16 protein-coding genes and 3 pseudogenes are annotated in these 15,316 nt (G+C 60.8%); 7 read left to right on the top strand and 12 right to left on the bottom strand.

Annotation, left to right across the window (positions count from 1 at the left end; all coding sequences use genetic code 11):
* The 3 genes from NKI47_RS33455 to tnpB all read left to right on the top strand — a co-directional run.
* Positions 1–217, top strand: a 217-nt coding sequence (locus NKI47_RS33455; protein WP_352595799.1) for a hypothetical protein, incomplete at its 5' end; no start/stop codon positions are given.
* A 17-nt stretch (positions 218–234) separates the two neighbouring features.
* Complete coding sequence (locus NKI47_RS33450) at positions 235–654, top strand: hypothetical protein (RefSeq protein ID WP_352595796.1); 420 nt, start codon at positions 235–237, stop codon at positions 652–654.
* 182 nt (positions 655–836) lie between these two features.
* On the top strand, positions 837–1,001 hold the full coding sequence (gene tnpB, locus NKI47_RS33445) for an IS66 family insertion sequence element accessory protein TnpB (protein WP_352595807.1): 165 nt from the start codon (positions 837–839) through the stop codon (positions 999–1,001).
* Between the two features lie 348 nt (positions 1,002–1,349).
* On the opposite strand, the gene NKI47_RS33440 is transcribed toward tnpB, so the two are convergent.
* From NKI47_RS33440 to NKI47_RS33425, 4 genes and pseudogenes are all read right to left on the bottom strand, one after another.
* Positions 1,350–2,108, bottom strand: coding sequence for an SDR family NAD(P)-dependent oxidoreductase (locus NKI47_RS33440; protein WP_352595793.1), 759 nt, complete (start codon positions 2,106–2,108; stop codon positions 1,350–1,352).
* 332 nt (positions 2,109–2,440) lie between these two features.
* On the bottom strand, positions 2,441–2,965 hold the full coding sequence (locus NKI47_RS33435; RefSeq protein ID WP_352595790.1) for a gamma-glutamyltransferase: 525 nt from the start codon (positions 2,963–2,965) through the stop codon (positions 2,441–2,443).
* A 22-nt stretch (positions 2,966–2,987) separates the two neighbouring features.
* Positions 2,988–3,571: pseudogene (locus NKI47_RS33430) on the bottom strand (gamma-glutamyltransferase); the annotation flags it as partial.
* A 136-nt stretch (positions 3,572–3,707) separates the two neighbouring features.
* Entirely contained in the window at positions 3,708–4,010 is a 303-nt protein-coding gene (locus NKI47_RS33425; protein ID WP_352595787.1) for a PadR family transcriptional regulator, read from the bottom strand.
* On the opposite strand from NKI47_RS33425, the gene NKI47_RS33420 reads away from it, so the two are divergent.
* The 4 genes from NKI47_RS33420 (at position 4,009) to NKI47_RS33405 (ending at position 7,629) form a co-directional block, all read left to right on the top strand.
* Complete coding sequence (locus NKI47_RS33420; RefSeq protein ID WP_352595784.1) at positions 4,009–4,935, top strand: sulfurtransferase; 927 nt, start codon at positions 4,009–4,011, stop codon at positions 4,933–4,935. The genes NKI47_RS33425 and NKI47_RS33420 overlap by 2 nt on opposite strands.
* A 23-nt stretch (positions 4,936–4,958) precedes the next feature.
* Entirely contained in the window at positions 4,959–5,336 is a 378-nt protein-coding gene (locus tag NKI47_RS33415) for a VOC family protein (protein WP_352595782.1), read from the top strand.
* Positions 5,337–5,779: 443 nt separating this feature from the next.
* On the top strand, positions 5,780–6,337 hold the full coding sequence (locus tag NKI47_RS33410; RefSeq protein WP_292664767.1) for an OsmC family protein: 558 nt from the start codon (positions 5,780–5,782) through the stop codon (positions 6,335–6,337).
* Positions 6,338–6,396: 59 nt separating this feature from the next.
* Positions 6,397–7,629 carry an NAD(P)-binding domain-containing protein gene (locus NKI47_RS33405; RefSeq protein WP_352595779.1) on the top strand — a complete coding sequence of 411 codons (1,233 nt, stop codon included), beginning with the start codon at positions 6,397–6,399 and terminating at the stop codon, positions 7,627–7,629.
* Between the two features lie 54 nt (positions 7,630–7,683).
* Here the strand turns inward: NKI47_RS33405 and NKI47_RS33400 are convergent, their stop codons facing one another.
* The 8 genes and pseudogenes from NKI47_RS33400 to NKI47_RS33365 form a co-directional block, all read right to left on the bottom strand.
* Complete coding sequence (locus NKI47_RS33400) at positions 7,684–8,133, bottom strand: CoA-binding protein (protein ID WP_352595804.1); 450 nt, start codon at positions 8,131–8,133, stop codon at positions 7,684–7,686.
* A gap of 5 nt (positions 8,134–8,138) precedes the next feature.
* Positions 8,139–8,510: a 2Fe-2S iron-sulfur cluster-binding protein gene (locus NKI47_RS33395; protein WP_352595776.1), complete on the bottom strand. Its 372-nt coding sequence runs from the start codon at positions 8,508–8,510 to the stop codon at positions 8,139–8,141.
* Entirely contained in the window at positions 8,507–9,862 is a 1,356-nt protein-coding gene (locus NKI47_RS33390; protein WP_352595773.1) for a selenium-binding family protein, read from the bottom strand. Before NKI47_RS33390 ends, NKI47_RS33395 begins: the two co-directional genes overlap by 4 nt.
* 328 nt (positions 9,863–10,190) lie before the next feature.
* A pseudogene (locus tag NKI47_RS33385) lies at positions 10,191–10,785 on the bottom strand (tyrosine-type recombinase/integrase).
* A gap of 252 nt (positions 10,786–11,037) precedes the next feature.
* On the bottom strand, positions 11,038–12,756 hold the full coding sequence (locus NKI47_RS33380) for an adenylate/guanylate cyclase domain-containing protein (protein ID WP_352595770.1): 1,719 nt from the start codon (positions 12,754–12,756) through the stop codon (positions 11,038–11,040).
* Positions 12,757–13,134: 378 nt separating this feature from the next.
* Positions 13,135–13,371, bottom strand: a complete 237-nt coding sequence (locus NKI47_RS33375) for a hypothetical protein (protein ID WP_352595802.1) — start codon at positions 13,369–13,371, stop codon at positions 13,135–13,137.
* 6 nt (positions 13,372–13,377) lie between these two features.
* A pseudogene (locus tag NKI47_RS33370) lies at positions 13,378–13,482 on the bottom strand (hypothetical protein); the annotation flags it as partial.
* A complete protein-coding gene (locus NKI47_RS33365; protein ID WP_352595767.1) occupies positions 13,434–14,876 on the bottom strand; it encodes an adenylate/guanylate cyclase domain-containing protein in 1,443 nt (480 codons plus the stop codon). The gene NKI47_RS33365 and the pseudogene NKI47_RS33370, both read right to left, overlap by 49 nt.
* Positions 14,877–15,316: the final 440 nt, after the last annotated feature.

Below are 15,316 nucleotides of genomic sequence, written 5' to 3'. Positions count from 1 at the left end.
AGTGCCGATCGTAGCCATTTGGTGGTTCCTTCTGTTTTTCTCGGGCCGCGCGTATCGCGGCCTCGATGGTGGTCGTGAGACCGGGGACGATCGGGCCGCACCCCTAGGGCTGAAACGCAGTGGGAAGGCGGCCGGCGACGGCCTTTTTGTTTCGCGATGCAAAGCCGAAGGCGGCGGAAAAAAGCCCTTTGAAAGAGCATCGACGGTTTCGGTGTAGCGCTGCAGCGTCGCTGGATGGAGAGCCACGGTCGATGGTGGCTCATCGAGATTCGAGAGTTGCGCCTCGATGTGAGAGAGCTGTGCCTTGAGTTCTGCAATGCGTTGCTTGGCATCCTCTTCAGCAATGACGAGACGAGAAGTCCGGCGTCAGCGTGGCGGCGGTTTGCCACCGCCATGGCATTGCCACCAGCATGGCCCCGCTGGCGGGAAGAGTTCGGCCTGAACGCCCGCAAGGCGCCGCAACTGGCGGTGGTCGAGCTAGCCGATAGAGGAGAAAACGAGCCGCCGGCGCCCGCGCCCTTGCGCGATCTCGTACGACCGCCGGACGGCATGGTGGCGATCGAACTGGATGATGGGCGGCGCGTGTTTGCGCCGGCGGGCGCGATTGCGGCTGCAGTGAAGCGGCAGCTCGCCGGAAAGGAGAAGGCGCCATGACCGTCGTTCCGGCTGGAGTGAAAGTGCATCTGGCGCCCGGCCATACCGACATCCGAGGGGCTTGATGGCCTCGCCACGCTGATCCAGGAGCAACTCAAGAAGGACCCTTCTCGAGCCATCTGTTTGTCTTCCGCGACAAGAACGCCTCGCTCTTGAAGGTCCTTTTTTGGGACTGAACGGGGCTGTGCCTGTTCACCAAGCGCATCGACCACGGACGGTTCGTGTGGCCGCGTCTGGCCCAGCCAGGCGGTACGATGATGCTGACGCCAGCGCGGCTTGCCATGCTCATCGAGGGCATCGACTGGCGCGCGCCGGAACGCTTCTGGCGACCGATGCTGGCGGGCTGAACGTGCGAGAAATCCGAGAAAAACGAGCAGAACCCGCGAGGTTGATATCGACCACTGTTTCAAAACCTAGGACCGTGAATTCGTCCGCGCAGGTTACCTCCGGCGCAATTTACGAGCGCTGCAACGGACATAAACTGATTGGCATAGTCATCGACCGCCTTCGTGTCCCGCCGGCGAGTACCGAGTTACGAGAGGGACGTGCCGTTTGCGCGAGCGATCTCCACTGCGGCTGCTTTGGCACCCATTTGCATGGACCGTCGCTCCGGCCTCGGCGAATGCGTTGGCGATGCTATTTCCAATGCTTTCGATCACCCGCGACCCGATCGTGAACGACCGGTCGTTTCAGAGTCAGCCCTTGCGCTCCTGAAGGCTGTTGCCGCCGTCGACCACCAGCAGGGCGCCGTTGACGTAGCTCGCGCCTTCCGATGTCAGGAACACCACCGCTGCCGCAACCTCGTCCGGTCGCCCGGCCCGCGCCGGTGGCGTGTGCAGGGCAGCTTGCCGCTCCATTGCGCTCGACGAGCCCGTTTCGATCCAGCCGGGGGCCACGGCATTGGCCGTGATGCCGCTTTTTGCCACTTCGAGCGCCAGCGTTCGCGTCAGGCCGACCATGCCGGCCTTGGCGGCGGAATAGGCTGATGTGCCTTCGAAAGACACCAGCGGCCCGGTAACCGACGCCACATTGACGATGCGCCCATAGCCTGCCTCTACCATCGCCGGCAAAAACGCGCGGGTGACCAGGAATGCGGTCTTCAGGCTGACGTCGATCCCCTGCTCCCAGTCGGCCTCGGTCATGGCGAGAAACGCCTTATCGGCCGAGGGCGATGCCAGCGAGCCCATGCCGGCATTGTTGACCAGGATGTCGACGGCGCCAACATCAGCCCGCAGCCGCGCGACTTCGGCTGCGATGGTGAGATCGGCGACCGCGGCTTTGGCATTGATGCCTTCGGCGCAAAGCTCGGCGGCGCGATCGAGTACACGCGCGCTGGCACCGTTCAGGAAAACGGCATGACCGGCAAGGCCGAGCTGCCGCGCGATGGCAAAGCCGATGCCGTCGGCAGCACCCGCCCCGGTGATCAGCGCACGCTTGGTGGTAGAAGAAGGCATGGTCAAATCAGACTCCGCTGGTTGCGCCGTCGCGGTCTTACCACGCACTTTGGCGACCGTGCTGCGAAGATTTGGTCTGCAACATTCCGCGCCGCTTTTGCGTTCTCGAAATGCCGAAGCCGGCCGCTCAGGGGTGTCCGCTCTGCTGCCAGAAGCTCCTCCTCAGACTTCATCCGACTAGGATGAGACCACAGGCCCAAGTATGCGAGATGGCCGGGCAGTGGCCCCGACCTTTGTTCCTCGTCCAACGCCTGTGTGGCGTTCTAAATACCGATTGCGCAGCCGTCCTTGCGTGGGTCTGAACCGCCCTGCAGCGTCATTCATCCAGTCGATCATGATCGCTTGGCGCCCCCGATCGGCTCTGCCGCCGGGACGATGCGGAACCCGCGACCGGCAAGTTCTTCCTGAACCGCGACTGGAAGCCTGTTCTCGACCTCCACTTCCATCGTGCCAGGAATTGGAAAGACCCGGGGCAGCTCAATGGCTTGCTGAAGGTCGAGGCCAAAATCAAGAACTTTTGACAGGAAGTGCGGGTGACCCATGGCCTGATACGCGCCACCCATCACGCCGAAAGGCATAACTGCGCGCCCATCCTTCACCAGCATGCCCGGAATGATGGTGTGTAGCGGGCGCTTGCCTGGTTCGATGACGTTGGGGTGGTTGGGATCCAGGGAAAAACTTATACCGCGATTGTTGAGTATCACGCCCGAGCGCGACGCGACGATGCCTGAGCCAAACCATAATAGATCGAGTTGATGAAACTGACGGCGTTGCGATCCTTGTCGACGACGGAAAATATAGGCCGTGTCGCGATGCACCGGCATATCGAATGAAGGAAGATCCGCGCGCGCTCCCAAGATCGATCATCCCCGCCAGACGATCCGCCGTCGCACTGGAAAGCAGTTGCTCAACCGGCACCGCCACCTTCGCCGGGTCGGCGAGCAAAGCATCGCGCGCCGCATAAGCAAGTCGCGTCGCCTCGATCTCGATGTGCAGCCGGTCGGCGGATTGAGGGTCACCCTTGGCCTCGAAGCGCGACAGGATATCGAGGATCATGAGCGCTATGACGCCCTGGCCATTTGGCGGACATTCGTAGACGTCGTGGCCGCGGAAACCTGTCTTTATCGGCGTCACATATTCGCCCCTGGCACCCATGAAATCATCCAGTGTGTGCAAACCGCCGAGGCTTCGCAGGCGCGAAACCATGTCCTCGGCGACCTCCCCCATGTAGAAGGCGTTGCGTCCATCCGTCGCGATCTTGCGGAATGTTGCGGCGAGTGCGGGTTGCCGGTGCACCTCGCCGATCCTCGGCGCCCGCCCCCCAGGGAGAAGATGCTTTTTGCGGCAGGATCGGCGGAAAGTAGCGCCGCCTCCTGTTCCCAGTCGAAATGCACGCGTGGGGAGATGGCGTAGCCGCTTTCGGCGAACTCGATCGCAGGAGCAAAAAGCTTGCCCAGCGCCAGTTTTCCATGATCGGCATTGAGCTGGGTCCAGGCGTCAACCGCACCGGGAACAGCTTCAGGAAGGCGGCAAAGACTTCGCCTTGCCCACCTTCCTCCTGCGCCACGGGCTGTGTTGCGCTTCGGTGCAGACTGTCATTCATGGTTTCATGGCCTCGCCGGTGAATTCCCGGACCCGTTCCTTTGCGACAGCCAAGCCTTCGCGGCCCCTGTCGGTCGCGCGGTAAAGTTTTCGTACCGACCGGCCCGCCCGTTCCTCGCGGGAGACTAGATACCCGTCACGCTCCATCTTGTGCAGCATCGGGTAGAGCGTTCCCGGCGAGAGCCGGTAGCCGTGGCTGGCAAGCTCGTCGATCATCCACTGGCCATAGATCTCGTGCTCGTCCGCATGATGCAGGATGTGCAGCCGCATCAGTCCTGACAGCAGGTCGCGATGTTCCATGGCCCTTTCGCGAACATTTTTCCTCGTTCCTATCGAAATACGATATCGTTTTCCGTTACCGTCTGTTGCCTCGGCGCAGACAAGCCCTAAACTGCAGGAACGATTTTTCGCGGGCAGAACGCACATGCCAAACGACCCCGTCATCGAGGTCGCAACCCTGCATCAATTCTCCAATGTTCTCCTGCTGGATGTGCGCGAGGCCGAGGCATTCGAGAAAGACCATGCCGCCGGCGCAGTGCGGGTTCCCATCGAAGCCTGGGTGGAGGCTGCGAAGAGAAGCGAAACATCCTTCGCCAGCACCGCCTTCTGGGAACGACAGATCGGCGAGCTTGGCGTTTGCGCGATCACAACGGCGGTCGTGGTCGATGATGGCCGCATGACGGAGGCGGCGCGCGTCTGGTTTATTCTCCAGTTTTTCGGTGCAAAGGCCCACATCCTCAATGGTGGTTGGCCCGTCCTGTCTGAGGCCGGCATTGCGCTCCCGCTTCCGCTGGAAACTTTCACAGGAAGGCCGTTCAAAGCTGCGCCGGGTTCCGGCGAGGTCGGGCTCGTGGAGCGCGATGAGCTAAAGGACGAGTTGGATGGCGAGACCACTATCTTCGATGCGCGCACGAGAGCGGAATTCGACGGCAAGGACCTCAGGAGCAACGCTCGCGGTGGACATCTTCCCGGCGCACGCCTGCTTTCCCATGCGGACCTGCTGCAAGGGAAGCAGCTGAAGTCGCCGGAGGATCTGCATCGGTTGATCGACGCTGCCGGCTTCCGGCCCGGCGAGCACGTTGTTACGCATTGCGACGGCGGCGGCCGTGCGGCGTTGGCTGCGGTCGCGGCAGTCCGTGCGGGCTTTCCGGATGTGAGGGTTTACTATCTCAGCTTCTCGGACTGGGCCAAGGATGAGAGCTGCCCGATCATATCGGAATTATAGAGCACCGACCTCGTGAGGCAGGCATGTCATCTGCAAGCAATGTTCGCTATCTAGTCGATGACGTCGAGGCCGCCGTCGCCTGGTACACCCGCCATCTCGGCTTTAGACTCCTTTCCAACCAAGCCCCTGCATTCGCCGACGTCACGCTTGGGTCGCTACGGCTGCTGCTCAGCGGGCCGATAAGCTCTGCCGCGCGACCGATGCCCGATGCGAGAAACCTGGGCCCGGCGGCTGGTCGCATTCATCTCATCGTCGACGATCTTGCCGCCGAGGTGGCGCGGCTGCGTACGGCCGGTGTGCAGTTCCGCAACGACATTGTGACCGGGCCCGGCGGGTCTCAGATCCTACTGGTCGACCCCTCCGGCAACGTCGTCGAGCTATTTCAGCCGGCCCGTCGCTGACCGTCGACCAAGGACCGCTTTCCACCCAACCGAGTCATTCGACGCTCATTTAGAGGTGTTCTCGAGGGGGGATGTTTGAACCAGCGGGACGCGCCAAAAGCCGAAATTAACTTCGCAGCTTTGGATTGCCCGTTCGCGACAGCGAAACAGCTGTTCGCAGCGCCAAAGATCGCTCGGCGGGATTGCAGTCGACTGAGCTTGCCGGCCCTTCAAGAAAATGCATCACGATTCCGACACCTGGATGCCGAACCAACGCCGACCGACACAGGGCATCCTTGACCTGCAAGACGCAACTCGGCACACGAGGGACGACCTTGCCTCTGCGGAAACAACTTGAAGAAACGCTTCGCTACCCATAGCATGTCAAGTCATGGTGAAATCTGATCAGGAGGTCGGTGGGATGGGTCGGGTTTTTAAGCCAGTGCAAAGTAGGGAGGATAACTATGGCTTCCGAAGTACAGGCAAACAATGGCGTTAACGTCGAGGCGCTGCTCGGCGCACGCGAAGCGCTTACCAACGCCCCGGAGGCCGCGCAGTTCAAGTGGCGCGCGGCCTGCGAATGGAAGGATGGCACCCACAGCCACTCGACGGTCGAGAGTTTCTACGGTCTCGGCCAGGACCAGCATCGCAAGACCACCTTCGCATTCGATGCCGACCATCCGGAGGTCTTTGCTTCCTTGGATCAGGGCGCCACGCCTGTCGAATACGTGCTGGTCGGGCTGGCGAGTTGCCTGACAGCCGGCATCGCCGCGGTTGCCCAGAACCGGAACATCCAGTTGAAGTCGGTGAAGGCGACCATCGAAGGCGACATGGATATTGCGGGCATACTCGGCATCGACAGCGACGTCCGCAACGGCTTCAGCGGCATCACGGTGAAGTACAACATCGACGCCGACGCCAAGCGCGAGGACATCGAGGCTCTCGTCGCTCAGTCACAGAAGCGGTCGGCTGTCTATGACATTGTAACCAATCCGACGAATGTCACGGTCGTGGTGAATTGAAAGGCGCTTCGAGCCGTAGACTCTCCTGATGAGAGGGCGCGATTAGTTCCGTCACCACAGTGATCGTCGGCGCAGGGCACGCGGGGCTCGCGATGAGCCGCTGCCTCGCGGAGCGCTCTATCGACCATGTTCTGCTGGAGCGCGGCGAGATCGCCCATACCTGGCGCACCGAGCGATGGGATTCGCTGCGGCTGCTCACCCCGAACTGGCAGAGCCGGCTGCCGGGCTTCCGCTATGATGGTGACGACCCCGACGGCTACCGGACGATGCCTGAAGTGATCGACTTCCTCGGGAACTATGCCAAGGCGATCGCGGCTCCAGTCAGAACACACACGACCGTTACCTCGGTTCGCAGCGACGGGGCAGGATATGTCGTGCGCACGGACCACGGCGAGTGGCGCTGCCGAACTGTCGTGCTGGCGTCGGGCGCGTGCAACATCGCACGCCTGCCCGATTTGGCCGTCCGCGTGCCGCCGTCGGTCGCCATGCTGACGGCACAGTCCTATCGCAATCCGGCTCAGGTCGCCGACGGCGGCGTGATGGTGGTGGGCGCCTCGTCGAGCGGCACCCAGATCGCACAGGAGCTGCAGCGTTCGGGGCGTCAAGTAACCCTGTCGGTGGGCGAGCACATCCGGGCGCCGCGCGTCTATCGCGGCAAGGACCTGGAGTGGTGGATGGACGCCGCCGGCGTGCTCGACGAGCGCTACGACGAGGTAGACGACATCAGGCGGGCGCGACGGGTTCCTTCGCTGCAGCTTGCCGGCACTCCCGATCGCACCACCCTCGACCTCAATGCGCTGGTCGACCTCGGCGTCAGGCTCGTTGGCCGTCTCGCTGGCATCACGGAAGACGGCAAGGCCCAGTTTGCGGGGTCGTTGCGCAACATGTGCGCGCTTTCCGATCTCAAGATGGCCCGGCTGCTCGACCTCATCGACGAATGGGCGCGCGCCAACGGCCTTGACGCTGCGGTCGGGCCGCCGGATCGCCTGCCGCCGACCCGTGTCGAGGACAACCCGCCGCTCGGCCTCGACCTTACCGGAGGCGCGATCAGGACGATCATCTGGGCCACTGGCTACAAGCCGGACTACTCCTGGCTGGAGCTGCCGGTCCTCGACCGCAAGGGCCACCTCCGTCACGACGGCGGCGTTGCGGAACATCCGGGCATGTACCTGATGGGGATGCAGTTTCTGCGCCGCCGCAAGTCTGCGCTGATCGACGGCGCCGGCGACGACGCGCGTGATCTCAGCGACCATCTGGCATCTTACCTCAGGCAAAAATCAATCAACGTCTAAGGCCAAGGGAACAGGTCAGCTACCGCGACAACGCCGAATTCCGTGACTCTGCAATCATATTCCCAAGTGCAACTTCGGCTTCCAGAAGGGGCGGAACAACTCAATCTTGGGACAGCGGTTCATCACAACTTTCAAACCCGCTTCCTCCGCCAACAGGGCGGCAGCGTCGTCGCGCACCCCAATCTGACTCCACAGAACCTTGGCACCAATTGCGATGGCTTCCTGTGCAACTTCCAACAGATCTTCGGAGCGGCGAAAAACCTCCACCATATCCACAGGCCGGTCGATGGCCGCCAGTGACGCGTACACCTTGAGCCCTCGAATTTCATCCAGACCGGGAGTGGGATTAACCGGGATCATGTCATAGCCGGTTTCGTGCAGAACCCTGAGTACGCCATAGGAAAACTTGGTCTTGTCGGGGCTGGCCCCCACCATCGCGATGGTTTTGACCGATTTCAGAATGTTTTGCAGATAAGCCTCCGAATAGGGCTCATCATGATTCATGTGGGTCATTTCTTTGCTTCCAACGGGGTCGCAATATCGGCTTTCAATTCATGAGCGGCCAAGGGGTCAAGGAAGGGGTTGCGATAGAGCTTGTCCTGGCTTTCAACGCCGACTTCCAGCGTGCAGTCGCTCATAGGGCGGGCAACGCAGAGGATTATATAGCCATTGGTGATCTGGCGGTTGTTCAGCGCCCGCTGCGCTTTTTGATTGACTTTGCCGCTGATTATCTTGGCCGCACAGCTTATGCAGCCGCCATACTTGCACCCGTAGGGCAGGTCCACGCCCTGCTCGCGCAAGCTTTGCAAGAGGGGCTTCCGGCGATCGACGTCAAAGGCCGCACCGCCTTGATTGACGAGAGTGATGGTGAAGTTGGTCATACCCAGATGTCACTCGTGCAATCACCGCCGGGATAACGGGTTTCGTGGCAGCGGCTTGGTCCATTTGGTTCCTTGCCAAAATCGACGACAAATCGCGGATCAATTTCCATGCCGCCGTTTTCCGTATCGCAATTGACCATCAGCATGCATCCGCCATTGGTGCGGATTTCCGGATAGAACTGATTGTCCCAGGTCGAGAAGAGCGAGGTCGTCACATAAAGGCGCTTGCCGTCGAGGCTGAGCTGTATCATCTGCGGCCCGCCAGTCACTTTCACGCCATTAACCTCAGGCGCACGTCCGAGAAGTCCGCCCATCCACACTTGTCCGGTAAGCTTGGCGTTGTGGGGGTCCGAGATATCATACTGACGGATGTCGCCATGCAACCAGTTGCATAAATAGAGGTATCGATCGTCCATGCTGAGCAGAATGACTGAGATAACGCCCGGTATCGGAATGGGCCATTCGGGATGCGGCTCATTTTCGACATCCACGATTTTTTCCCATTGCCAGTCACCCGCTGCATCCTTCCACCAGTGGATAATGTTTGCGGAAAGGGCCGCGCCAACAAAGCCGTGACTGCTGTCGGGATTATGATGGAATCGCACTTCCAGCGGGATCAAGCCATCTTCACCGAGATAGAATGTTTGCTTTGGTTCCTTCTTCTCAAAATCCCAGAAATGGATCTCTCGGCCATACTTCAGGTGGCCCACCTCCTCAAGGTCGAAACCAGGCATGAAAGTGTTAGGCGCGGCCCACTCCGAGCTGACCATTACGTTGTGTCGCGGCTGGTACCAGAAATCATAACCAAACTTGATCCTGCCCATGGAGTTTTCCCAACGGCCGACAATCTCGAACTCCTTGTTGAGTTTCAAATAACCGCCTGGCGCGTTGCCTTGAGCGTCGCCAAGCATTGAGATGATGATCTCCGAACCAAGGCAATGCACTGTGTGCGGTGCCGACAGGTTGGTTCTGGCTTTGATTTCGGCGCCCTCTATCACCTTGAACAGTGTCGGATTGCGGGGATCGGTACCGCAATCAACAATATGGAGATTGGTCGAGCGCACACCGGGCACGATCAGATACTTGCGCTCCATGCTCGCATCGCCATGGCACGACGAACAGGCATTCCAGCCCATGTGATGAAGCTCATCGCCAATACCCGGCATTTGCAAACGTGAAATCACTTGGCTGTAGGTCGAACTCTCCGGGTCGACATCAATGGTACACAAATAGTCTGGCTTCTGAATGCCCGTGCCAGTGTAGATAGCAATCGTATAGAGCAACTTTTCGCGGGGTGCCCTCGTGGCCTCGGCGGGAGAAGCATAGCCCGGTCCACAGCAATGTTCGGTCACGGGTACTTCCCTAATTTGAACAGGTCACTGGCCAGCCCAGGGGCTGAGACATTAGTGCATGCGTGGCGTTGGCGCTACCGCCGGGGTAAGCGTCGCCGGGTTGGCTGGCGGGAGACAGGACTGCGAGGCGGCTGGACTATAGGAAGCGGCTTTTAGATCAATTTGCGGTCGTTCCGAGTGATGGACACAAAGGTCTGCAATGGATCACGAATGCTGGTTCCGGCCAATGTCGGCTTCCAAGAAGAGAATTCGACTCTGGAAGGTCTCGAAAGGGTCACAAAGCGACGCTTCCAGCCCGCGTCGCTCTGTCCGTTGTCGCAGGTTCATTTCACAGGTCGATCTGTTCAGAGATCGCCAAAGCGTCGTCCACTTCGATGCCAAGATAGCGAACCGTGCTCTCAAGCTTCGTATGGCCCAGGAGCAGTTGCACCGCGCGAATGTTTCCCGTCTTCGTGTAGATCTGCGCGGCTTTCGTACCCCTCATCGAATGAGTTCGGTATCGCCTGGGATCGAGCCCGACGCTGGAAACCCATTTGTCGACAATCTCCGTACTGTCTGGTCGACAACTGCGGTTTCGGCCTCATGCGACTTGGAAACAGATACTCTCCTTCGACGGGACCGCGACGACCTATCCCGGCGCTGATGGCAGCTCGAGTCTGCTCCGTGATCTCGAATTGTACTGGCCGTCCGGTCTTGCGCTGGACGATTACCGCCCGGTCGCGAAACGTGCCGGATAGTGCGACGTCGCCGACCGTGATCGTGACGAGGTCACAGCATCGAAGTTTGCTGTCTATGGCAAAATTGACCAGTGCCAGATCACGTGCCGCGCCTGACACCTGCAGTCGTGTTCTAATGCTCCAGACCTCGCACGGCTTGAGAGGAGGCTTCTGACCGACAATGTGGCCTCTGTTCCAGCTGGGCATGGTTCTTCTCCATGCCGCCCTCCGCAGCCGCAGCGCTCGACGTGAGCCCGCGAATTCTAGCGTCTCACCTGGAAGCGCTACAAAGGATCGGTTTGAAAGTTGTTGGTTGTCGGTGCCGATGAAGTGCACCTTCACAATGGGGCACAACCCGCCCTTAACGGACATTGATCGGAACCCACGGTCATCGCCCTCACAACCAAAACAAGCCTATGTCTGACGAGAGCAAGTAGGCGATCCAAAGCGATGCGCCCTTTAGTCGGGAAGGCCAGCCTTGTGGTAGCCTTCGACGAAGCGCTGGAGCAATTCCTCGTCGTCGAATGGCTGCGATGTTGCCCAGTGCCTGATGCTGAAATGGGGATTGCTCATCATGAAGAATTCCGCCTCCTGATGGGCTTCATCCTGGCGCCCGAGCTGCGCGAGGGCTGCCGCTAGCATGCGCCGCGACGTGGTGCGGTAGGTTTCCGGCTTGCGTAAAGCCTCGACCGCGGATTGATAGTCGCCGAGCGCATAGTAGGCTTGGCCCGCCATCCAATAATACCACCCCGGTGGGCGCGGATTGAGCCGCAATGCCCGCTTCACGAATTCGACGCCTTTGACCGCGTCGCCCCTCAAGGTGATGAGATCCGAGCGCATCGCCCAGGCATCGGCATGATTGGGATCGAGCTTGAAGGTCGCCTCGAACTCAGCATCCGATTCCGCGAAACGCCGTTCGTGACCAAGTATGATGCCCAGCACCCAGCGGTTCCCGGCATCGTTAGGGTCGAGCGCCACTGCCCGCTGCGCTTCCGCGAGCGAGCGAGGCTGGTTGGCTTCCTTCGGCTCGTCCCAGAACAGCCAGCCGAGCCAAAGATTGAGGGCCAGCCAGCTATGTGCTTCGGCATAGTCGGGATCGAGACCAATCGCCTTTTCCAGGAGCATGCGCGCTTCCCGCGCGCCTAACCCGGTCTGAAAACTGACGCCGCGCGCTTGCACGCAGAGGTCATAGGCTTCGAGACTCGTCGGCCGTTTGCGCGCCGGCCGTCCGGCCAATCGGCCGACTAGGGCTTCGACGATCTTGGCCGTGACCTCATCCTGCACTGCAAAGATGTCCTCGAGGCTGCTGTCATAGCGCTCGGCCCAGATATGATCGCCGCCGATTGCCTCGATCAGCTGCGCATTAACGCGCACGCGCCCCGCGGCGCGCCGGGCGCTGCCTTCAACCACATAGCGCACCCCAAGATCACGCGCGGCCAAACGCACATCGACCGACCGCCCCTTGTAAGCAAAGGTCGAGTTGCGCGCGATAACGAAGAGGCCGGCGCAGCGAGATAGGTCGGTGATCAGGTCTTCGGTCAAGCCGTCGACAAAGGTTTCCTGCTCCGGATCGTTGCTCATGTTAGTGAAAGGCAAAACCGCGATCGAGGGCTTGTCGGGCAATTCCAGCGATGCCAGTCGGCCGACCGGAGCGGCTCTCGGAAGCTGCAGGTTTACGCGATAGCAGTATATCGGCTCGGCTATATTCTTCACCCGCTGCTCGCCCATAGGCTCGAACGCAAACGCCAGCTTCTGCCTGACTTCCTTGGACACCTTCTCTGAAACGCAGATGCCACTGGGCTCGGCGAGTTGCTGGAGGCGCGAGGCCACGTTCACGCCCTCGCCATAGCGATCGTCCCCTTCGACGATCACTTCTCCAAGGTTGATTCCGATCCTGACTTCGAAGCGCTGGTCTTCGGCGACGCTCGCGTTACGCTCCGCCATGCCGCGTTGAAGCGTGACCGCGCATTCGACCGCATCCACCACGCTGCCGAACTCCGCCAGCAGGCCGTCTCCCATAAGCTTGAAGATTCGCCCGTGTCGTGTTGCGATTTCCGGCTCGAACAGCTCTTTGCGGCCACGTTTTAGCCGGTCGAAGGTGCCCGCTTCATCCGCCTCCATGAGCGCCGAGTACCCGACAACATCGATGGCAAGGATGGCAGCGAGCTTCCGCTCCATGTTGGGCCTCAGTTAGGATTCGCGACACGCAAGCCGCAGGTCAGAGGCGGGTAGGATCGGCGCCTCCGGCGTGCCCTTACCGGCCTTTGATACCACAGATCACGCCTCTTGAGACCATGGATCGCGCGACGCTCCGGCTCTCCTGCCGCAGCGGAATGCAATGTCGGTTATGGTCCGCTTCGCCGCATCCGGCACGATGAGCAGCCCGGCTGCACGATTCAGAGGCTCGTCCCACAGGCGGGCCATTATCGTTTCGCCGCGCTCGGCACACTTTCTGCAGACGCCGCAACGATACGCCTAGCCGGTGCACCGACGGCGCGCCAGCCGCCGGCTTCATGGTTCTCGACAGCCCTTCCTGCCTGCGCTTGCTTCGCCCGGTCATTCCGGCAATCCCGCCTTTCGCAGCGCCGACGCCAGCATTTCCATGAGTTCTGGTCGGACGACGCTCATCCGCACGAATGCGCTGTTTGTCCAGCCCGGCGCGACCTCCAACAGCCGCGAGGCGGCTGCGCGTGCGGCATCCAGGCGGTCGAGATTGACATAGGCTGCGACGAGGCTGGCATAGAGGACGCTGAAGCCGGGCGCTACTTGGATCGCCAGCGTCGAATAGTTCACCGCGTCATCATACCGGCCAGTGAAGAGGTGGACCCAGGCCAGCGCCAGATACGAATGATAGTTCAGGGGATCGAAAGGACTGAGGCGAAGTGGTTGAACGCGTGATCGCACGCACGTTCATAGATTTCGCTGTACATGTGCACCATCGCGCTGAAGCCGTATGCCAGAGCTAAGTTGCGGTTTAGCTTCAAAGCTCGATCGAGAGCGCTGATGGCCCGTGCGTAGTCATGGGTAATCGTGGCGTGAACGAACGCCCCCATCGACAGCGCCTGGGGATCGTCGGCGCCGATCGCCATTGCGATGTTGGCGTGCTTCAGCGCGGCAGCCCTGTCTTCGGGATGGAAGCCTCCGCGCAGAAAGCGCTGTTCGTATCCCCAGGCCGCATAGCCATGTGCGGAAGCGTAGTTCGGGTCGAGGCTCAAGACCTCGTTCAGCAGGCGCAGGGCTTCGTTGGTATCGGCCGGCGTGTTGGCGTAGGCATGTGGCAAGGCGCGCAGGAAGAGATCATATGCGTCAAGGCTGTCCGGCCGCTTGCGGCGCGCTCGGTCGATCTCAGCGCGCCGCAGGGTGGGTTCAAGCGTCCCGACGATACTCTCGGTCAATCGGTCCTGCAGGTCGAACACGTCTTCCGCCGCGCCCTCGAACTTGTCTGCCCAAACATGGGTTGCATCTTTGCCCTCGATAAGCTGTGCGGTTATGCGCAGTCTGTCGGCAGCCCGCCGCACGCTCCCTTCCATCACGTAGCGGACGCCAAGCTCTCTTGCGACCTGCCGGATATCGAGCGTTCTGCCCTTGTAGGCGAAAGTGGAGTTCCGCGCGATGACGAACAGACCGGGTATCTTCGACAGGCCAGTGATGAGGTCCTCCACCAGCCCGTCCGTGAAATACTCCTGCTCGGGATCACCGCTCATGTTGGTGAACGGCAGCACGGCGATGGACGGCTTGTTGGGCAACGAAGGCGATCTGAGCTGTTGCATGTCGGCGACGAACCGCTGGCGAAGAACGCGATAGACCGGGAGCGGTTCAGCGATGTTCTTGACATGCTGCTCGCCCATCGATTCGAAGCCAAAGGGAAGCTTCCTTTCGACTTCGCGAGCAACCTTACCGGAGATGTAGATGCCGCCAGGCTCCGCTAGTTGCTGCAGGCGCGCTGCGATGTTGACGCCGTCGCCGTAGCGATCCTCGCCCTCGACAATTACTTCGCCGAGATTGATGCCTATTCTCACCTCAATGCGATCGTTCGCGACGGAATCCGCGTTGCGCTCGACCAAGCTACTCTGCAGCGCCACCGCGCACTCGACCGCATCCACCACGCTGGAGAACTCGGCGAGCAGTCCGTCGCCCATGAGCTTGAATATGCGTCCGTGTCGTTCCGCTATTTTGGGCTCAAACAGTTCCGTGCGTATCGCTCTGAGACGCTCAAAGGTCCCTGCCTCGTCACTCTCCATGAGCGCCGAGTAGCCAACCACGTCAGCCGCCAGGATGGCTGCGAGCCTTCTCTCCAAGAATTCTCCTCAAGCAGACCAATCGGCCAAGGATAGCATACGACGGGTCGTGAATCTGGGAATAGTTCACCTGCGGGACGTGGCGTGGCACGGCGGCGATCTGCTCCTTCCGAAGGCCGACGCGGATGACCGACTGCCACCCAACCAAGCCGTTTGACGCGAGCTGGCAACTGCTGAGTAGGCGAAGTCCGCATCGCCTCGATCGCGCCAATTGCCGACCTTTCCGGCGCTTCTCCGAAGCTGGCGTTCGCGGTGTGGCCGGAATGCCACCGAACCTGCCGACATCATAGCCACGCCTCGAGTAGAGGCTTCGTCTGGAGCACCTCGGCACGGTTCCGTTCGCGCGATAGAAGCGGCGGTTGGCGATTGAGCAGCATGGAATCGCCGAATTCATGCGCGCGGTATCGATACGCGATGAAGGCTGCGGAGGCCTTGGCGAG

Source organism: Mesorhizobium sp. M0633 (assembly GCF_040320645.1).
Classification (GTDB): domain Bacteria; phylum Pseudomonadota; class Alphaproteobacteria; order Rhizobiales; family Rhizobiaceae; genus Mesorhizobium.
This window is presented reverse-complemented; position numbering and strand designations above follow the sequence as displayed.